18 protein-coding genes are annotated in these 19,222 nt (G+C 37.1%); all 18 read left to right on the top strand.

The genetic code is table 11. The annotated features are described in order from the left end of the window. Positions 1-88 precede the first annotated feature (88 nt). Complete coding sequence (locus I0Q91_RS13595; protein ID WP_270455207.1) at positions 89-922, top strand: MBL fold metallo-hydrolase; 834 nt, start codon at positions 89-91, stop codon at positions 920-922. Beyond that, positions 922-1,398, top strand: a complete 477-nt coding sequence (rlmH, locus tag I0Q91_RS13600) for a 23S rRNA (pseudouridine(1915)-N(3))-methyltransferase RlmH (RefSeq protein ID WP_270455286.1) — start codon at positions 922-924, stop codon at positions 1,396-1,398. The genes I0Q91_RS13595 and rlmH overlap by 1 nt, the downstream gene beginning before the upstream one ends. A gap of 98 nt (positions 1,399-1,496) precedes the next feature. Beyond that, positions 1,497-1,910, top strand: coding sequence for an OsmC family protein (locus tag I0Q91_RS13605; protein ID WP_270455208.1), 414 nt, complete (start codon positions 1,497-1,499; stop codon positions 1,908-1,910). Between the two features lie 184 nt (positions 1,911-2,094). Further along, positions 2,095-3,567 carry a pyridoxal-phosphate dependent enzyme gene (locus I0Q91_RS13610; RefSeq protein ID WP_270455209.1) on the top strand — a complete coding sequence of 491 codons (1,473 nt, stop codon included), beginning with the start codon at positions 2,095-2,097 and terminating at the stop codon, positions 3,565-3,567. Continuing rightward, the gene (locus I0Q91_RS13615) at positions 3,568-4,824 is read left to right on the top strand and encodes a threonine synthase (RefSeq protein ID WP_270455210.1); all 1,257 of its coding nucleotides are present in this window, start codon (positions 3,568-3,570) and stop codon (positions 4,822-4,824) included. Next, positions 4,824-5,375, top strand: coding sequence for a helix-turn-helix domain-containing protein (locus I0Q91_RS13620; RefSeq protein WP_270455211.1), 552 nt, complete (start codon positions 4,824-4,826; stop codon positions 5,373-5,375). The genes I0Q91_RS13615 and I0Q91_RS13620 overlap by 1 nt, the downstream gene beginning before the upstream one ends. Positions 5,376-5,426: 51 nt before the next feature. Continuing rightward, the gene (locus tag I0Q91_RS13625) at positions 5,427-6,413 is read left to right on the top strand and encodes an ornithine carbamoyltransferase (protein ID WP_270455212.1); all 987 of its coding nucleotides are present in this window, start codon (positions 5,427-5,429) and stop codon (positions 6,411-6,413) included. 17 nt (positions 6,414-6,430) lie between these two features. Then, positions 6,431-7,618 carry a YgeY family selenium metabolism-linked hydrolase gene (locus I0Q91_RS13630; RefSeq protein WP_345790996.1) on the top strand — a complete coding sequence of 396 codons (1,188 nt, stop codon included), beginning with the start codon at positions 6,431-6,433 and terminating at the stop codon, positions 7,616-7,618. A 159-nt stretch (positions 7,619-7,777) separates the two neighbouring features. Next, positions 7,778-9,106: a uracil-xanthine permease family protein gene (locus tag I0Q91_RS13635; protein ID WP_270455214.1), complete on the top strand. Its 1,329-nt coding sequence runs from the start codon at positions 7,778-7,780 to the stop codon at positions 9,104-9,106. 94 nt (positions 9,107-9,200) lie between these two features. Next, positions 9,201-11,489 carry a xanthine dehydrogenase family protein molybdopterin-binding subunit gene (locus tag I0Q91_RS13640; RefSeq protein ID WP_270455215.1) on the top strand — a complete coding sequence of 763 codons (2,289 nt, stop codon included), beginning with the start codon at positions 9,201-9,203 and terminating at the stop codon, positions 11,487-11,489. Positions 11,490-11,492: 3 nt separating this feature from the next. Next, positions 11,493-12,368, top strand: coding sequence for an FAD binding domain-containing protein (locus tag I0Q91_RS13645; RefSeq protein ID WP_270455216.1), 876 nt, complete (start codon positions 11,493-11,495; stop codon positions 12,366-12,368). Next, the gene (locus I0Q91_RS13650) at positions 12,361-12,831 is read left to right on the top strand and encodes a (2Fe-2S)-binding protein (protein ID WP_270455217.1); all 471 of its coding nucleotides are present in this window, start codon (positions 12,361-12,363) and stop codon (positions 12,829-12,831) included. Before I0Q91_RS13645 ends, I0Q91_RS13650 begins: the two co-directional genes overlap by 8 nt. Beyond that, positions 12,832-14,208 (top strand): 8-oxoguanine deaminase, encoded by a 1,377-nt coding sequence (locus tag I0Q91_RS13655; RefSeq protein ID WP_270455218.1) that lies wholly within the window; start codon positions 12,832-12,834, stop codon positions 14,206-14,208. Next, entirely contained in the window at positions 14,208-15,542 is a 1,335-nt protein-coding gene (ssnA, locus tag I0Q91_RS13660) for a putative aminohydrolase SsnA (RefSeq protein WP_270455219.1), read from the top strand. The genes I0Q91_RS13655 and ssnA overlap by 1 nt, the downstream gene beginning before the upstream one ends. Next, the gene (locus tag I0Q91_RS13665) at positions 15,481-16,413 is read left to right on the top strand and encodes an FAD binding domain-containing protein (RefSeq protein ID WP_270455220.1); all 933 of its coding nucleotides are present in this window, start codon (positions 15,481-15,483) and stop codon (positions 16,411-16,413) included. Before ssnA ends, I0Q91_RS13665 begins: the two co-directional genes overlap by 62 nt. A 13-nt stretch (positions 16,414-16,426) precedes the next feature. Beyond that, the gene (locus tag I0Q91_RS13670) at positions 16,427-16,903 is read left to right on the top strand and encodes a (2Fe-2S)-binding protein (protein ID WP_270455221.1); all 477 of its coding nucleotides are present in this window, start codon (positions 16,427-16,429) and stop codon (positions 16,901-16,903) included. Beyond that, a complete protein-coding gene (locus tag I0Q91_RS13675; RefSeq protein WP_270455222.1) occupies positions 16,903-18,231 on the top strand; it encodes a xanthine dehydrogenase family protein molybdopterin-binding subunit in 1,329 nt (442 codons plus the stop codon). Before I0Q91_RS13670 ends, I0Q91_RS13675 begins: the two co-directional genes overlap by 1 nt. Further along, entirely contained in the window at positions 18,224-19,213 is a 990-nt protein-coding gene (locus tag I0Q91_RS13680; protein ID WP_270455223.1) for a xanthine dehydrogenase family protein molybdopterin-binding subunit, read from the top strand. Before I0Q91_RS13675 ends, I0Q91_RS13680 begins: the two co-directional genes overlap by 8 nt. Positions 19,214-19,222: the final 9 nt, after the last annotated feature.

A 19,222-nucleotide genomic window follows, 5' to 3' on the forward strand; every position in this document is an offset into this window, starting at 1 on the left:
ACCTATTTAGATTATATAAAACTTTTATAAGAAAGGAAAAGTATAATGTTCTTCCCTATGTTCATTATACAAGGTGATTAATTTGGCAATGAAAATGGCAGTTCTCGCCAGTGGAAGCTCTGGCAATTCTATTTACTTATCTACAGACAATACAGCAATATTAATTGATGCTGGTTTATCCGGTAAAGAATTAGAAAGAAGGATGAAAAGTGTTAAATTAAATCCTGAAGATATTTCAGCAATTTTAGTAACTCATGAGCATGGGGATCATATTAAAGGGGCGGGAGTATTATCAAGACGTTATAATATTCCTATTTATGCCTCTGCTGGAACCTGGAAAGCGGCAAGAAAGAAGCTTGGTAAAATCGGTAAAGGTTATGAAAGAACGATAGAAGAATCCTGGCAATTAGGAGATTTTGAAATCACAAGTTTTCCTATTCCTCATGATGCAGCTGAGCCTGTTGGTTTTGTAGTAAGTGATGGCGATGTTAATTTTGGGCTTGCAACCGATATTGGTTATATAGCTGATGAACTCTATGATCATCTTAAAGATTTAGATTGTATACTTTTAGAAGCCAATCATGATATTGATTTATTAAGAGAAGGATCATATCCAGGAATGTTAAAAAGAAGAATTCGAGGCAATGAAGGTCATTTATCAAATGATGAAACAGCAGAGTTGTTACCTGAACTTTTAAAGACAAATGAAAAATCTTCCTGTCCTGTCGTTCTTCTTTCTCACTTGAGCGCAGAAAATAATAGGCCAGAATTAGCTTATTTAACTGTTAAAAACTCAGTCTGTTCAGCAGGCTTTCAAATTGGAAAAGATTTAATATTGAAATGTGCTCCTAGAGATGAGGCTAGCGAAATCTATAATATTGAAACTGCTGAAATTATAAAAGGAGTGACAGATTCAGCATGATGACAATCAACATAGTTACAGTAGGTAAAATCAAGGAAGACTATATTAATAGAGGGATAGCAGAGTTTAGTAAACGTCTTTTAAAATACTGTAATTTAAATATAATTGAAGTTGCTCATGAAAATATTCCTAAAAATTCTACTGGTCAGGCAGACATGGTTAAAAGCAAAGAAGGCAAAAGAATTCTTGCCAGGATTCCAGATAATTCATATAAAATAGTTCTTGATGTTAAAGGGAAACCAATGACCTCTAAAGGATTAGCCAGCTCGATTCAAAATTTACAGGTTCAGGGCTGGAGCAATATTACATTTATTATTGGGGGCTCTTTAGGTTTATCAGAAAAGGTGCTTAATGAAGCTGATTATCAATTATCATTATCTCATATGACTTTTACCCATCAAATGATCAGGCTAATTCTTCTTGAACAGATTTATAGAGCTTTTAAGATAATTGCCGGTGAACCATATCATAAATAATATGTTAGTTATTAACAGATATAAAGTTTTAATTTATTTATAATGGTACAGTAATTAAATTATATTAATCTAATAATTGAAATAAGGAGAGATAGTTTATGGAAATTAGTGCAGATTGGGTCGGTGGATTGGCTTTTAATTCAAAAGGTGGGTCAGGTCATGAGGTTTTAATGGACGCATCAAGGGATGTTGGTGGAGATGACAAAGGTCCAAGACCAATGGAGTTACTACTACATGGTATTGCAGGTTGTACAGGGATTGATATTGTTAAAACATTAGAAAAAATGAAAGCTGATATTGATGATTTTAAAATAAGTGTTGATGGTAAAAGAGCTGATGATTACCCCCAAAAATTTATTGAGATAAATATTCACTTTATAATAGAAGGGTCTGGTTTGACTGAGAAAAAAGTTTCTAGAGCAGTTAATTTAAGTTTGGATAAATATTGCTCAGCAAGCAATTCACTTTCAGCAAAAGTAACAGGAACCTATGAAATCATCTCAACAGAATAAGTTTTATTTAGTTTAAATTTATGTTATAGGCCAGGTAATACTGGTCTATTTTTTTTATTTTTAGAAAACTTTTTAATTCAGGCAGGAATTTATTAATTATTATTGAATATATAAAGTGTAATTAAAGAAAAATTAATGAACAAATATTTAGCTCAGAACTTCTATAAATTAAAGGAGGAATAAAATGATTGATTTAACTAAGAATGAAGAAGTATTAGAAAAAGCAGTTGAAAGGGCAAAGGAAATGGGTGTTGTAATTCCAACTCTAGCTCAGATGAAGAATCCAGACCTTATTCCTGAAAAAGTCAAAGAGAGATTAAAAGAAGTTGATTTATGGGATGTAGATCCAGTAAACTTATTTAGAATTAGCTGGCATAATGAGCCAACTGAAAGTGGGGGTCAGTATGATGGAGTAAATTATGTTGAATTGCCATCTGAATTAACCGGGGTAGATGCTAAGATTATAGCATTAGTTGGTAAATGGATGCCAACTGGTGCACATAAGATCGGACCAACCTTTGGCTGTTTAGTACCTAAATTAGTAACCGGTCAGTTTGATCCTACTTCTGAAAAAGCTGTCTGGCCATCAACTGGGAACTATTGCCGTGGAGGAGCTTATAATTCCAAGCTGTTAGGCTGTGACTCTATAGCAATTCTACCTGAAGAAATGAGTCAGGAAAGATTTGAGTGGCTTGAGCATATGGCGGATGAAGTAATTCCAACAGTTGGTAGTGAAAGTAATGTTAAAGAGATATTCGATAAGTGCTGGGAACTCAAAGAGACTAGAGACAATATTAATGTATTTAATCAGTTTGAAGAGCTTGGCAATCATCTCTGGCATTATGAAGTTACTGGTAATGCGATGGTTAAAGCCTTTGAGGAAGTCAATGGCAAGAATTTAGCTGGAGTTGTCTTAACTTCCGGTTCTGCAGGTACTCTTGGCTCTGCAGATAAAGTTAAAGAGTTATACCCTCATGCTAAACTTGCTGTTTCTGAAGCACTTCAGTGCCCAACTCTTTTAAATAATGGTTATGGTGCTCACAGAATTGAAGGTATTGGAGATAAACATATTCCATGGGTTCATAATGTAAAAAATACTGATATGGTAATGGCTGTTGATGATGATTATGTTATGAATATAGTAAGGTTATTTAATACTGATGTAGGTCATGAATATTTAAAAGAAATAGGTGTTCCTGAGGAGACAATTGAAAATTTAGATTTAATGGGAATTTCTTGTATAGCCAATATGCTTTCAGCAATTAAATTTGCTAAATACTATGAATTAGGAGAAGACGATGTTATAGTAACAGTTTTTACTGATTCTATGGAATTATATGGTTCCAGAGTTGAAGAGATGGTTGCAGAAGCTGATGGTTATGAAAAGATGGATGCTGCAGTTGATTATGAGCGTTATATCTTAGGTACCACAATTGATTATGTTGAAGAGCTAGATTACTATTCTAAAAAGAGAATTCATAATCTCAAATATTATACCTGGATTGAGCAGCAGGGTAGAGAATTAGAAGAACTTAATGCCCAGTGGTATGACTATGATAATTACTGGGGAGAACTTCATAAAATGGCCCCAGAGATTGATAAGTTAATAAATGAATTCAATGAAAGAACAGGATTGCTGGAGGAGTTGGAGGAATAAATGGAAAATGTTAGCCATTTAAGCTGTATTAATTGTGGAAAAGAATATAAACCTCTTCCTGACCGTTATCTTTGTTATGATTGTGGTGATAAGGGGCTTTTAGAGGTGGAATATGATTATGAAAAAGTTGCTGCTAATTGGAGTAAAGAGGAGTTAGCAAATACAGCAGACCAAAGAATTTGGAGGTATCGGTCATTATTACCAATTGAAGATGATACACCTTTGCCTCCCTTAGCTGTGGGTAATACTCCAATTTATGAGTCAAAGAAATTGGCAGAAGAACTTGGGCTTGAAAATATCTGGATAAAAGATGATGGATTAAATCCAACTGGTTCCCTAAAAGATAGAGCATCGGCAATGGCTGTTGTCAAGGCTCAAGAAGCCGATGCTAAGATAATTTCCTGCTCATCTACTGGTAATGCAGCCTCTTCGCTGGCTGGAAATGCTGCCTCGATGGGCGGAAAATTAGAAACAGTTATATTTGTACCAGGTAGAGCCCCAGGAGGAAAGCTTGCCCAGCTTTTAATATATGGAGCCAATGTAGTTTCAGTTCAGGGAGATTATCAGGCAGCATATGATCTTTCAGCTGCAGCTATTAAAAAATGGGGTTGGTATAATCGGAATGCTGCTATTAATCCATATATGGTTGAAGGGAAGAAAACATCAGTATTAGAGATGGCTGAACAGATGGATTTTGACCTGCCAGATTGGTTGGTTTTCTCTGTTGGCGATGGTTGTACTATTGCTGGTGCCTGGAAAGCATTAAAGGATTTAAAAGAGATTGGTTTCATCGAAAAAGTCCCTAGATTATTAGGGGTTCAGGCAGAGGGCTGTGCTCCAATAACTAGCTCTTTTTATTCAGGAGAACCGTTAACTGTTGTAGATGAAAATACAATTGCTGATAGTATTGCAGTTGGAAATCCAAGAAATTTTGTCAAAGCCATTAGAGGTGTAAAAAATAGTAATGGTGAAATGATTAATGTTTCAGATGAAGAAATTTATGAGATGATGAGATTATTAGGCAGGACGACTGGGATATTTGGTGAACCTGCAGGGGTTGCTGGCTTAGCTGGAATTCGTAAAATGGTTTCTAAAGGGGAAATAAAATCGAATTCTAGAGTCGGTTTTGTAGTTACTGGCAATGGATTAAAAGATGTTAAAAATGCTAGAGAAGCAGCTAAAGAGCCATTATCAATTAAGCCTGATTTAGATCTTTTAGAAAAAGAATTTATTCAGCAGGGGGTTATTAAGGGCTGATGAAAAAAAATCTTAAACTAGGTTCAAAAATTAGGGAAATGCGTAGGTCTCAAAATATGAGTCTGGCACAGTTAGCAGATAAGATTGATAAAACTTCAAGTTATCTAAGCCAGGTAGAACGGGGATTAGCTGAACCTTCTATAACTGCTTTGCGAGAAATTTCTAAAGCATTAGATGTTCCTATTTTCTATTTTTTAGTAGAAGATGAAGAGCATAATGCTGTTGTTCGTAAAAATGAAAGAAAACAGTTAGGTTTTCCTGGCTCTAATTCAAAAGTTGAATTAATAAGTCCTGATTTAAATCATCAGATGGAAATAATTGAAGTTACCCTTGAACCTGGTGAAACTACTGTTGATATGCCCCTTTCTCATCAGGGAGAGGAATGCACATTAGTCCTTGAAGGTAAATTAGATATTAAAATTGGTGATAAAAACTATATTCTTGAACCAGGGGATAGTATATATTACTTAGCCAGTATTCCCCATAGATTATTAAGTATAGGTGATGAACCACTTGTTTTTGTCTCAGCTATAACACCACCAAATTTTTAAATTTGGTGGTTTGTAGAATATAATTATTATACTAATAGGAGGAATTCAAAAATGAGATCAGTATTTAGAAACAAAGATTTTATTACATTACAGGAGTGGTCAGTAGAAGAGATAGACACTTTATTAGATGTATCCTTTGATTTAAAGAGAAAGTTTGCCCTTGAGATTGACACACCATATTTAAATAATAAAGTAGCAATGTTAATGTTTTTTGAAGAGTCAACTAGAACCAGAAATTCAATGGAAGCAGGTCTTGCTCAGCTGGGTGGTCATGCTAATTTCCTTGATACTTCAACAATGCAGATTTCCCATGGTGAAGTTGCCAAAGATACTGCTGTTATTCTTGGAAGTTATGGTCACGGGATTGCCTGCCGTAACTGCTTCTGGGGAGAAGGGAATGCTTATTTAAGAGATATGGCGGCTCATGCTAATGTCCCGATTATGAACCTTCAATGTGACTTATATCACCCAATGCAGGCTTTAGCTGACTTAATGACTATAAAAGAGAAAAAAGAAAAGACTAAAAATCTTAATGTTTCAATAATCTGGGCTTATGCTACAAGTCATAAAAAGCCTATCTCAGTACCACTATCACAATCACTATTATTCCCAAGGTATGGTATGAACGTTACCCTTGCCTATCCTGAAGGTTTTGAAATGCCTGACTGGGTCATTGAACAGGCCAGAGAAAATGCCGAGAAAAATGGCGGTACCTTTAAGATCACCCATGATATGGATGAGGCCTATACAAATGCCGATATCGTTATTCCAAAGAACTGGGGAAGCTGGGTAAGTGATCCTAAAGATAAATTAGGCAGCAAGTTATTAGAAGAGAATAAAGACTGGAAATGTACTGAGGAAAAGATGGCTCTAGCTAAAGAGGATGCTATGTATATGCATGCCCTTCCAGCAGACAGAGGTAATGAAGTTGAAGATTCAGTTATTGATGGCCCTCAGTCAATCGTATATGAAGAGGCTGAAAATAGACTCCATACAGCCAAAGCTGTTATGGCCTTAACCATGGGAGGTAGAGGTTAATAATGGATAGAACCGAAATGGTTAATAAGATCAAAGAGGAAGTTGCAAAGTATGAAGATGATATGGTTAAGTTTATGCGAGATATCATCAGAATTCCAAGTGAGAGCTGTGAGGAAAAAGAAGTAGTTCAGAGAATTAAAGAAGAGCTTGAGGCTCTGGATTTTGATGAGGTATTTATAGATGAGATGGGCAATGTTTTCGGTAGAGTTGGTACAGGCCCAAAGGTTATAGCCTATGATGCTCATATCGATACAGTTGGTGTTGGCGACCCTGATGAATGGGACTGGGACCCCTTTGAAGGCAAGATGGAAGACGGTATAATCTATGGCCGTGGAGCCACTGACCAGGAAGGTGCCATGGTCTCAATGGCCTATGCTGGCAAGGTTATCAAAGACCTGGGACTACATGAAGAGTTTAGTCTCTACATGGTCGGTACTGTCCAGGAGGAAGACTGTGATGGCCTCTGCTGGCAGTATATTATCAATGAAGGTGTTTTAGACCCTGAAATGGTTGTTATAACCGAGCCAACTAACCTTAATATCTACCGTGGACACCGTGGAAGAATGGAGATGGAAGTTGTTACAACTGGTGTTTCCTGTCATGGTAGCGCCCCTGAAAGAGGCGATAACTCATTATATAAAATGGCTCCAATAATTTCAGGTATAGAGAAATTAAATGAAGAGCTAAAAGTAGACCCATTTCTTGGTAAGGGGACAATTGCAGTCACCCATATAACCAATGACACCCCAAGTTTATGTGCAGTTCCTAATAGAAGTGCAATCCACCTTGATCGCCGCTTAACAGCTGGCGAGGATAAGGAGTTAGCAGTAAAACAGGTTGAAGAGGTTGTAAAAAAGGCTGGTATGGAGGCAGAAGTTAGAATCCTAAATTATGATACTCCAAGTTACACTGACTTTGTCTATGAAACAGAGAAGTACTATCCAACCTGGGTATTGGAAGAAAACCATCCAGTTGTCCAGTCAACAGTAGATGCTTATAAGGATGTCTTTGATGAAGAACCAAAGGTTGATAAGTGGACATTTAGCACCAATGGTGTCTCAATCATGGGGAGAGCAGGTATTCCATGTGTCGGCTTTGGCCCTGCTAATGAGATCTATGCCCATACAGTTAATGACCAGATTCCAGTAGACCATCTGGTTAAAGCAGCAGAACTATATGCAGCCTTACCAGAATATTTAGAGTAAATAAAAATAATAATGCTTAAAGAGGAAGCCTGGCTTCCTCTTTAAGCCCTTATAACAATATTAAGTCCTTATTTATATTTTTAATCAAATTGAGCGAAAATTAAGTGTAGTCATTAAATTTAAAATAAGCCTGTAAAACAGGAAAAGTGAGGTTAAATCATGTCAGAAGTTGAGAAGAGAACAGTTAATGATAATGCGTACTATAAGTTAGAGGATAGACCTCCTTTACATGAAACTATCGTCCTTGGTTTTCAACATATGCTTGCAATGTTTGTAGGAATAATAACTCCGCCACTTATAATAGCTGGTGTAGCAGGATTAAATGCTGCTGAAACAGGTTTTTTTGTTAGTATGGCCCTTATTATGTCAGGTGTTGCATCATTTATACAGTGTTATAAAGTAGGACCAGTAGGTTCAGGATTACTTGGTGTTCATGGCACAAGTTTCACTTTTGTGCCGATGGCAATTGGAGCTGCTAATGCTGGTGGTATTCCATTAGTGCTTGGAATGGCTTTAGTAACTTCTCCTGTTGAGATGATTATAAGTCGTTTTGTAAAACAGGCAAGGAAATTATTCCCTCCTATTGTTTCAGGTACTGTTGTAACATTGATTGGATTAAGTTTAATTGAAGTTGGAATTAGAGATTTTGGTGGAGGTGCTGGAGCTGAAAACTTTGGAGCACCAATAAATTTAATGTTAGGTACATTTGTTTTAATTGTTATAATCTTAGCCAATAGGTTTGGAAAAGGTTTAGTAAAAGTCGGATCAGTTGCTATTGGTCTGGTTGCAGGTTATATTGTTGCAATTCCTCTTGGAATGGTTGATTTTCAAGCAGTAGCCGATGCTGGATGGTTTACTGCTCCAAGACCTCTATACTTTGGTCTTGATTTTAGTTGGGGTCACTTACTTCCCTGGGTTCTTGCTTATTTTATAACATCTATTGAGACGATTGGTGACCTGACAGCTATTGCTGAAACCTCTGGAGAACCTGTAACAGGGGAAATTCATAGTAATCGTTTAGGTGCAGGGATGTTAGCTGACGGGATTGCAAGTGCATTTGCTGCTATCTTTAATTCAATGCCCAATACTACTTTTAGTCAAAATGTTGGAGTTATCCAAATAACAAAAGTAGGTAGTAGGGTTGTAGGATATGCAGTCGCTGTAATATTATTATTACTTGGGTTTATTCCTAAAATCGGTGCTTTAGTAAGTGTTATGCCTAATCCTGTCTTAGGTGGAGCGACTTTAGCTTTATTTGGTATGGTTGCAACATCAGGTATTAGAATTATTACAAAAAAAGGTTTAACTGATAGAAAACTTTTCATATTATCTATAGCGTTAAGTTTTGGATTGGGGATTAATTATATGCCAGAAATTGTTGATCAATTGCCTGATCTATTATCAACAGTCCTTGAGTCAGGAGTAACAGTGGGTGCATTACTGGCTATTGGCTTGAATTTATTATTGCCAGGCAGCTCTATGGAATAATTATTTTATTTTTTAAGGAGGACCTGACCGGGGTTAACTAGAAGTTAATATATACGGATAAATTTTAGTAAAAATAAAGTTGGAGGTGAAACCTGTGACTGACTTAAAACAGGTTAATAAGTCGAAAAAAAGAGTTGATGCAAAAGCAAAAGTAACAGGTAAAGCAAAGTTTGGTGCAGATCTTAAGTTCGCTAATATGTTATATGGAAAAGTTGTTAGAACAAAATATCCATATGCTAAAATTAAGAATGTAGATATAAGTAAAGCTAAAAAATATCCAGGTGTAGAAGCGGTAATGACTGCAAAGGATATACCGAATAATACATTTGGAGTTATAATTCAAAATCAGCGAGTATTGGCTGAAGACGAAGCTATTTATATTGGAGATGGCATTGTAATGCTAGCTGCAGAAAGTAAAGAAGCTGCAGAAGAAGCAGCAAAACTGGTAGAGATTGAATATGAAGAGTTAAAAGGTATTCATGATCCTCTTGAATCTAGAAAGCCAGATGCACAATTAGTAATGGAAGGAACTGATAGCAATCAGGTTGTTCATCATCCTTTACGTAAAGGGGATGTAGAATCTGGATTTGCTGAAGCCGATCTTATTTTAGAACGAGAATATTCTACACAATACATTGAACATGCTTATTTAGAACCAGAAGCAGTAACCGTAGTGCCTAATGAACGTCAGACCCTTGTTTCAGTCTACGGTTCAGTACAGAATCCATATGCAACAAGAGATGCTGTTGCTAGAGTTTTAGAAACTGACTTAAGTCAGGTGAGAATTATTCAGGATAATATGGGTGGATCATTTGGGGGCAAAGATGAAAATATATCTTCAATGGCTGCTAGAGCTGCTGTAATGGCTTTAGCCACAGATAGGCCAGTCCAGATGGTTAACTCTAGAGAAGAATCAATAATTGAAAGTTATAAACGTCACCCATATAATTTGAAATATAAAATTGGCGCAAAAGAAGATGGTAGATTAACTGCTATGGAGATAGAAGCAGTTGCTGATAGCGGAGCTTATGCTTGTCAGACTCCATTTGTCACCTGGAGATCAGTAGTTCAGGCTACAGGTCCTTATGAGGTACCAAACGTAAAAACTGATACCTATGGTTTTTATACACACAATCCTTATACTGGTGCTATGAGAGGATATGGTTCTCCTCCAACCTGTTTTGCTCAAGAATCATTAATGGATGAACTTGCAGCAGAATTAGGTATGAAGCCTGATGAATTGAGAGAAAAGAATATGTATAGGCAGAATTCTCATACCGCTAGTGGTCAGAAGTTAGATAATCATACTGTAAGTTTACAGGAGGTTCTTGATAAAGCGAAGAAGTCAATTAATTTTGATGAAAAATATGAAAAATATTCTAAAGAGCAATCTGGTGAAAAGAAGAGAGGTATTGGACTGGCAATAAGTTATCGTGGCGTCAGCCTTGGAGCTGAAGCTATAGATACTACAGGAGGAATTGTTGCAGTTCAAAAAGATGGAAGTATAATTCTTTACTGTGGTCTGGCTGAAAATGGTCAGGGGCTCAGAACTGTATTTTCCCAGGTTGTCGGCGAAGAATTAGGTGTTAATCTTGATAGAATAACTTATATGGAAGCTGATACTTCAGTTGCCCCTGAAAGTGGTTCAACAGTGGCATCAAGGAGTACATTTATGGGTGGTAATGCCCTTAAAAAAGCAGCAAGAAATGTTAAAGATACAATGATTGAGTTTGCCAAAGAGGAATATGGTGTTGAAGGTAATATTATTTTTAAAGATAATGCCCTTTATACTGAAAAAGGCAAAAAAGTGGAAGATTTTGCAAAGGTAGCTTCTGATGCTTTCCATAGTGGAGTGTTTTTATCTTCATATGGCTGGTATAAAGCTCCAAAAATTTCCTGGGATGAAGAGACAGGACAGGGCAGACCATATTTCACCTACGTTTATGGCTGTCAGATAGCTGAAGTAGAAGTTGATACAGGTACTGGTCAGGTAAAGGTATTAAATATGGCTGCAGCCCATGATGTTGGTAAGGCAATAAACCCGGCCAATGTTCGCGGTCAGATTTATGGAGGAGTTGTTATGGCGGTAGGCCAGGCATTAATGGAAGACCTTGGTTTCTCAGATGGGTTTATAAATCATACAAATTTTGATGAATATTTAATTCCAACAGTTAAAGATATTCCAGATATTGATGCTATAATTGTTGAAAACCCTGATCCTGCCGGTCCTTATGGAGCTAAATCTATTGGTGAACCGACAGTTGAACTTGGTGGAGCAGCAATTAATAATGCAATTGCTGTAGCTACAGGAGATCGTCACTATGATCTGCCTTTGAATCTGGAAAAAGTATTGATTGGCAGAGATTTGAGCAGGGAGGGTTAAATAATGAATAAAGAATTAAATTATTATAGTGTTAAAGAAGTTGAAGAGGCAGTTAAATTGCTAGCCGATAATAAATTAAAATTACTGGCTGGTGGAACTGACTTTATGGTAGATTATCGTAATGAAGAGGATTTCTTAACTGGTTATGATGGAATCCTGGATCTATCTAATATAGATGGAATTGATGAGATCACTGAAAGTGATAATCATATTGAAATTGGAGCAATGGTTACTCATAAAGATTTAGTTAAATCAGATTTAATAAATAAATATTATCCAGCACTAGCGCAGTCTGCTGCAGCAATTGGGTCTACTCAAATTAGAAATAGGGCTACAATTGGTGGTAATATCTGTAATGCAGCTGCCTGTGCGGATACTTTAGGGCCTTTAATTGCCTTTGAAGCAAGAGCTATTCTTGAGTCGGTAAATGGTAAGAGAACAATGGATGTTTCTGAGTTTGTAAAATGGCCATATGAAACTGAAATAAATGACAATGAAATTCTTATATCATTTACATTGCCAAAACCTGAAGAAGGGACATTTAGTGGTTTTCAGAAAATAGGAAGGCGTCAGGCTTTGGCTATTACAAGAATAAGTCTTGCAGTTAAAGCAGTGATAGAATCTGGAATAATTAAAGATATTAATTTAGTACCTGGTTCTGCTACACCTGTTCCTACAACATTTTCTGAGGTTGAGGCAGAGATCAAGGGTAAAAAATTATCAGAAATAGATTCAAAAGAGATTGGCGAAAAAGCTGCAGAAGAGATGGTTGGAATAACCGGAGAACGCTGGTCAACTCCATATAAAAAGCCTGCACTGGCTACTCTTTTCCGCAGAGCAATTAAGAATCTTCAGGAGGAGGTAGCAAATAATGGTTAATGTGAAATTTACTGTTAATAATAGAGAAGTAGAAGTCAAAGTTGATCCAACTGAAAGGCTACTTGATACTCTAAGAGATAAACTTAATCTAACAGGAGTCAAAGAAGGCTGTGCTGTAGGAGAATGTGGAGCCTGTACCGTTCTTTTTGATGGTGAGGCAATGAATTCATGCTTGATCCCAACTGTTCAGGCTGAAGGTAAAGAAGTTTTAACAATTGAAGGCCTGGGAACAAATGATACGCTTGATCCTTTACAGCAGTCATTTATTGATTATCAGGCAGTCCAATGTGGTTTCTGTACACCAGGTATGATTTTATCAGCTAAAGCATTATTAAATAAAAACTCAAGTCCAACCAGAGAAGATATAAAAGAAGCAATAGATGGCAATCTTTGTCGCTGTACTGGTTATGAACAGATTATTCAGGCTGTTCAGAATGCCGCTGATGGTGAGGTGGAAGCCTAAGTGACTGCTACCCTATTTAAAGATGTTCGGTCTATTATTACTATGGATGACGACAAACGCAGACTTTCCAATTATGATCTTTTAGTTGAAAATGGGAAAGTAGCAGCTATTGAAGAAAATATTGAGCTTACAGATAGAGAAGATTTAGAAATTATCGAGGCTGGAAGCTATTTTATGTTTCCAGGCCTCGTTAATACCCATCACCATTTTTATCAGGTTTTAACCAGGAATATAAGAGCTGTTCAGGATGTTGAACTATTTGATTGGCTTAAATATTTATATCCGATCTGGGCTAATTTAACACCAGAAGCTGTTTATTATAGTGCGCTTGTCGCCTGTGGTGAGCTTCTTAAAACTGGTTGTACAACTGCCCTTGATCAGTATTATGTCTTCCCTAAGCAACAGGACTTAAATATTCTAGACCAAGAGTTTAAAGCTGGTAAAGATATTGGGATTCGGCTCCATGCCTGTAGAGGCAGTATGTCACTGGGAGAAAAAGATGGTGGCCTACCTCCTGATGAAGTAGTTCAGACAGATAAAGAAATTCTTGAAGATACAAAAAGAGTAATTGAAAAATATCATGATCCAGATCCCTTTGCAATGCAGAGGGTAGTAGTATCTCCATGCTCTCCATTTTCAGTCACTAAAGAGTTGATGGAGCAATCAATTAAATTGGCAAGGGAATATGGAGTTTTAGCCCATACTCATCTTGCAGAAACAAAGGATGAAGATGATTTCTGTCAGGAAAAATATGGTCTTACTCCTCTAGAATATATGGAAGAAGTAGGTTGGATTGGTGAAGATGTCTGGTTTGCTCACGGAGTTCATCTTAATAGGGATGAACTTAAGAGAATGGCAAAAGCAGGCACAGGAGTAGCCCATTGTCCTGCCTCAAATATGAAATTATCATCAGGTGTGGCTCCAGTTCCAGAGATGTTAGAATTAGGTGTACCAGTAGGCCTTGCAGTTGATGGAAGTGCCAGTAATGATGGCTCAAATATGATTGCTGAAATGCGACTTGCCCTTTTACTCCATAAGCTACAACATGGAATTACTTCTGTTGGACCTGAGGACATACTTGAAATTGCAACCAGAGGAGGCAGTCAAATCTTAAAACAGCCAGAAATTGGAAGTTTAGAGCCAGGCAAGGCAGCTGATTTATTCTTAATTAATAGTAAGAGATTAGCCTATGCTGGTGGTTTATCAGACCCGGTATCTGCATTAATTAATACAGGAACCAGTCATGAAGTCGACTTAACAATGGTTGCCGGTGAAATAGTTGTGCGTGATGGCAAATTAACTACTATTGATGAAGAAGAAGTTGCAGCTCAAACAAATAGACTGGCTGAAGAAATGCTTTCTGAGGAGGGGGCATAATGCTTATAATAAAAAATGGAACGATATTAACTTTCAATAAAGATGATGAAGTTATAAAAAATGGTGCTATAGTTACTGAAGGAGATAATATTCTGGCCATAGGAAAATCAGTTGATCTTACCGAAAAATATCCTGAGGCGGAGGTAATTGATGCTAAAGGAGGTCTGGTTATTCCAGGACTGATAAACTCCCATATGCACTTTTACAGTACTTTTGCAAGGGGGATGGATCTTAAAACAGATAAGCCTCCTGAAAATTTTATCGAGATACTTGAAAAATTATGGTGGAGAGTTGATGAAACTTTATCAAATAAAGATGATCTGTATTACAGTGCAATTTATCCAATATTAGAAGGTATTGAATATGGTACGACTACTATTTTTGATCATCATGCCAGTTTTGGGATGATAGAAAACTCCCTTGATATTCTAGCTGAAGCTGTAGAAGATGCTGGTATTAGGGCCAGTCTTTGTTTTGAAGCTTCTGACAGAAATGGTGAAGAAAAATCGGAAGCAAGTATTCAAGAAAATATTAGATTTATTGAGAGTTTAACTGAAGATCAAAAAGATTACTTAACAGGTAAGTTTGGTCTTCATGCTTCCTTTACTTTAGAAGACTCTTCTTTAAAAAGAATTGGAGAAGAAGCAGCACGACTTGGAGTACCCTGTCATCTTCATGTTGCTGAGGGTAAGGCTGATGTAGAAGATAGCAAAAAGCGGGGATACTCAGGAGTTGTAGAAAGACTTGATAAATTTAATATTCTTCAACCTGGTACCCTGGCTATTCATGGTGTCCATTTGTCTCAAGAAGAGTTTTCTGTATTAGCTAATCGAAACAATTACCTAATTCATAACCCTCAATCTAATATGGGAAATGCAGTTGGAGCTGCTGATTTACTGGCAGCAGATAAATCAGGTTTAAGAATAGGTCTGGGCACAGATGGTTATACAACTGATATGTTTGAAAGTTTAAAGGTAGCAAGTGTTTTACCCTCCCATGAAACAGGTGACCCTAACGCTGGCGGAGGGATAGTTAGAGATATGTTGTTTGATATAAATGGAAAGTTAGCAGGCCAATATTTTGATAAAGAATTAGGTGTGCTCAAAGAAGGTGCTGGTGCAGACATAGTAGTGATAAATTATTCAGGACCGACTCCAGTTAATTCTGATAATTATTATTTTCACTTATTAATGGGGGTTTCAGGTGCTAAAGTAGATACTACAATAGCTCGGGGTAAGGTTCTAATGAAGAATCAGGAGGTGAAAGTTCTTGATGCAGAGAGAATCAAAGCCAAATGTAGAGAACAGGCAGAAGACTTCTGGAAAAGATTCTAAAAAGGTACCGATAGGTAGTGCAGATTTTTTAGCACCAGAAAGTCTTGAAAAGGCATTAGATTATAGAAAAAGATACGGCTTTCAAGCAACGGTTATTGCTGGTGGAACTGACATAATGGTGGATTATTTTGAAAGATTGTATGAGGTTAATAGCTGGTTAGATTTAAACAAAATTGAAGAACTCAAAAAAATAGAAATCAATGATGAAAATATAATAATTGGGGCAACAGTGACCCATAAAAGAATAGCTGAACACCAGGAATTACAAAATCACCTACCAATGTTAGCCCAGGCCTCTTCAGAAGTAGGCGCCTGGCAGATTCAGAGTCGAGGAACTATTGGAGGTAATATTGTTACCTCATCACCTGCAGGAGATACTCTGGCTCCTTTGTTAGCCTATAATGCAAAGGTTGTTCTCCAATCAAAAGGTGATAAGAGAATTATCGATATTGAAGATTTCTTTATTGGGCCTAAAGAAAATGTTGAAGAATCTGATGAAATTTTAACTAAAATTATAATCCCTAAACCGTCTAAAAATACTTTAAGTCGCTGGAGGAAGGTAGGAAAAAGAAAAGCGCTTATCATTTCCAGCCTGACAATGGCTATCTTAATAGAAGTTGATGATCAAGGTGTAATTAAGACTGCCAGAGCCTGTTATGGTGCTGTAGCACCAACTCCAATAGAAATTAGAAATGTAGGAGATTATTTAGAAAGACAAAAGTTAAAAAATGTTGATCCTAAAAAAGTTGGAGAGATTGCTGTATCTGGAATTTCTCCTATTGATGATATAAGAGGAACAGAGCAATATAGACGTCAGGTCACATATGATTTAACTATAAATGCAATTAAAGAAATGGCCAGTGAACTATAGGAGGTGCTTGTGAATGGAAATCAAATTTACAATAAATGGAGAAGAACGGACTGAACAGGTCAAACCAAATCAGCGCCTTCTCGACTTAATAAGAAAAGATTTAGGGTTAGTTGCTGCAAAAGAGGGCTGCGGCAAAGGAGAATGCGGTGCCTGTACAGTTATTATGAATGGAGAACCTGTAACATCATGCCTTGTTTTAGCAGCACAGGCTGATGAAGCAGAGATTTTAACAGTTGAAGGACTTGCTGAAGGAGATAATCTTCATCCTTTACAGGAAGCATTTATTGAGGCTGGAGCGGTTCAATGTGGATTCTGTATTCCTGGCTGTATTATGACAGCTTACTGTCTATTAAAAGAAAATAGTTCTCCAACACGTAATGAGATCCGAACAGCTCTGGCAGGAAATATCTGTCGTTGTACCGGATATCAAAAGATTATAGATGCTGTTCAATTAGCAGCCAAAAACATGGCTGCTGGAGGTGAAAATTAATGGCTGAAAGATTTGTTGGAAAAGGAGTAAATAAAGTTGATGCTCAATCAAAGGTTACTGGTGAAGCCAGATATACTGAAGATTTAGTTAATGAATTCGATGATCTTCATTATGTCAGGGTATTAAGAGCGCCTCATCCCCATGCTTATCTCCGTTCAATTGATACTTCTGAAGCAGAACAGGTTTCAGGAGTTGTAGGAGTTTATACAGCAGCTGATTTTCCAGAACTAAATGAATTTGGTTTGATTATTAAAGATCAGCCGGTTTTAGTAAAAGTTGGAGAAAAGATGAGATTTATGGGAGATGCACTGGCCTTTGTAGTAGCTGAAAATGATGAGGCAGCTTTAATTGCCAGAGATAAAATCAAAGTGGAGATAGAGGAATTAGAAGTTGTTTCCAGTGCTCGACAGGCAATTCAGCCAGAATCTCCTGAAGTTCATCAGGATCATTTAATCAAAGTGACCCATTATATAGACGATGATCTAAATCATAGCAATATCATCTGTGACCATTATGTAGAAAAAGGAAATGTTGAAGAAGGTTTTGAAGAAGCAGATCATATATTTGAAAATGAATTTACGACACAGTTCCTGGATCATGTTCCACTTCAGGTTGAAAAGGGAATTGCTGAGTATGATTCAGAATCAGAGGAAATAACTATCTGGGCAGCCACCCAGTGGCTACATGATACCCAGGCAGATATGGCTCAGGCTCTAGGTGTTAGTAAAGATAAGATCAGGATTAAACAGCCAGTAATTGGAGGAGCTTTTGGCAAAAAAGAAGATATTTCTGTTCATATTCATCTTGCCCTGGCAGCAAAAGCAACAGGGAAGCCAGTTGCATTAATTTATAATCGTGAAGAGTCCATGATAGCTCAATCAAAACGACACCCCATGATAATAAGACATAAAACTGGAGTTACAGATGATGGCAAATTGACTGCCTGGCAGACAACCTTAATCGGTGATACTGGAGCCTATGCATCCAGTGGAGTAGCCGTAGTTCACAAAGCATTATATCATTGTACTGGCCCTTATATTGTCCCGAATGTGAGAGGGGTAAGTTATACAGTCTATACCAATAATACTTACTGTGGTGCTATGAGAGGCTTTGGAGCAACCCAGATGGCCTTTGCCTATGATTCCCAGATGGATATAATTGCTGATGAATTAGGTATGGATCCAGCAGAATTCCGATATAAGAATGCCTATAAACCAGGCTCAACTACTCCAAATCAACAGGAATTGAATGAAAGTGTTAATGTTAGAGAAACTATAGAAAAAGTAAAAGAATTATCTGGCTGGGAAGGGGCTGATACTGATGCTTAAAAAAGGCCGTGGTTTAGCAACTATAATGTTTGGCTTCGGTTATGGCGAAGGCTTTCCTGACCATTCAATAGCTGAAATTGAATTTACAGAAGATAAGATATTAATCAGAACATCAGCTGCTGATGTTGGTCAGGGAGTTCAAACAGTGGTTACTCAGATTGCAGCAGAAGTTTTAAAAATAAGTCCTGAGAATTTTGAGATCGTTGAAGGTGATACCCATACAACTCAGAATGCCGGTTCAACTTCAGCAACCAGGCAAACATTTTTTACAGGAAATGCAGTTAAAGAAGCCGCTGAAGATCTGCTAGGTAATATTTATCATCATGCAAGTCAAATATTTACCACCAATCATCCTGAAATGGGAGTTAAGGATGGCAAAGTATATCCCCATGAAGATCCTGGTGAAGAAATGACCTACTGGGAACTGGCAGATAAACTTAAAGAGAAAAATATTGAATTAAAAGGTCGAGGTACTTTCTTTCCTAAGACATATAAGCCAGACCAGCGTACCGGAGAATCCAAAAAAGTTTATGTTGGTTATACCTTTGTTTCTCAGGTTATAGATCTTTTTGTTGATACTTTAACAGGTGAAGTTATAGTAGATAAAGTTCATACTGCTTTAGATGTAGGTAAAGCTATTAATCCTCAGGGAGTAGAAGGCCAGATTGAAGGAGGAACTGTCCAGGGTATTGGAATGGCATTGATGGAAGAGCAGGTAATTGAAAATGGCTTTACAATCAATGCAGATATGAGTCGATATTTGATACCTACGACAGTTGATAGCCCTGAATTTCAGTCTGTATTAATAGAAAGAGAGGATACAAAAGGCCCGTATGGAGCTAAAGGTATAGGAGAACCATGCACAATCGCTGCTGCTCCAGCAGTTGCCAATGCCGTATATGATGCCATAGGTGTTAGGATTAAAGATTTGCCAATAACACCAGAAAAGATAAAAGCAGAACTTGCAAAACAAGAAAATTAGAAATTTAAT

Origin of the sequence: Halonatronomonas betaini (assembly GCF_015666175.1) — a bacterium.
GTDB classification, from domain to species: domain Bacteria; phylum Bacillota; class Halanaerobiia; order Halanaerobiales; family Halarsenatibacteraceae; genus Halonatronomonas; species Halonatronomonas betaini.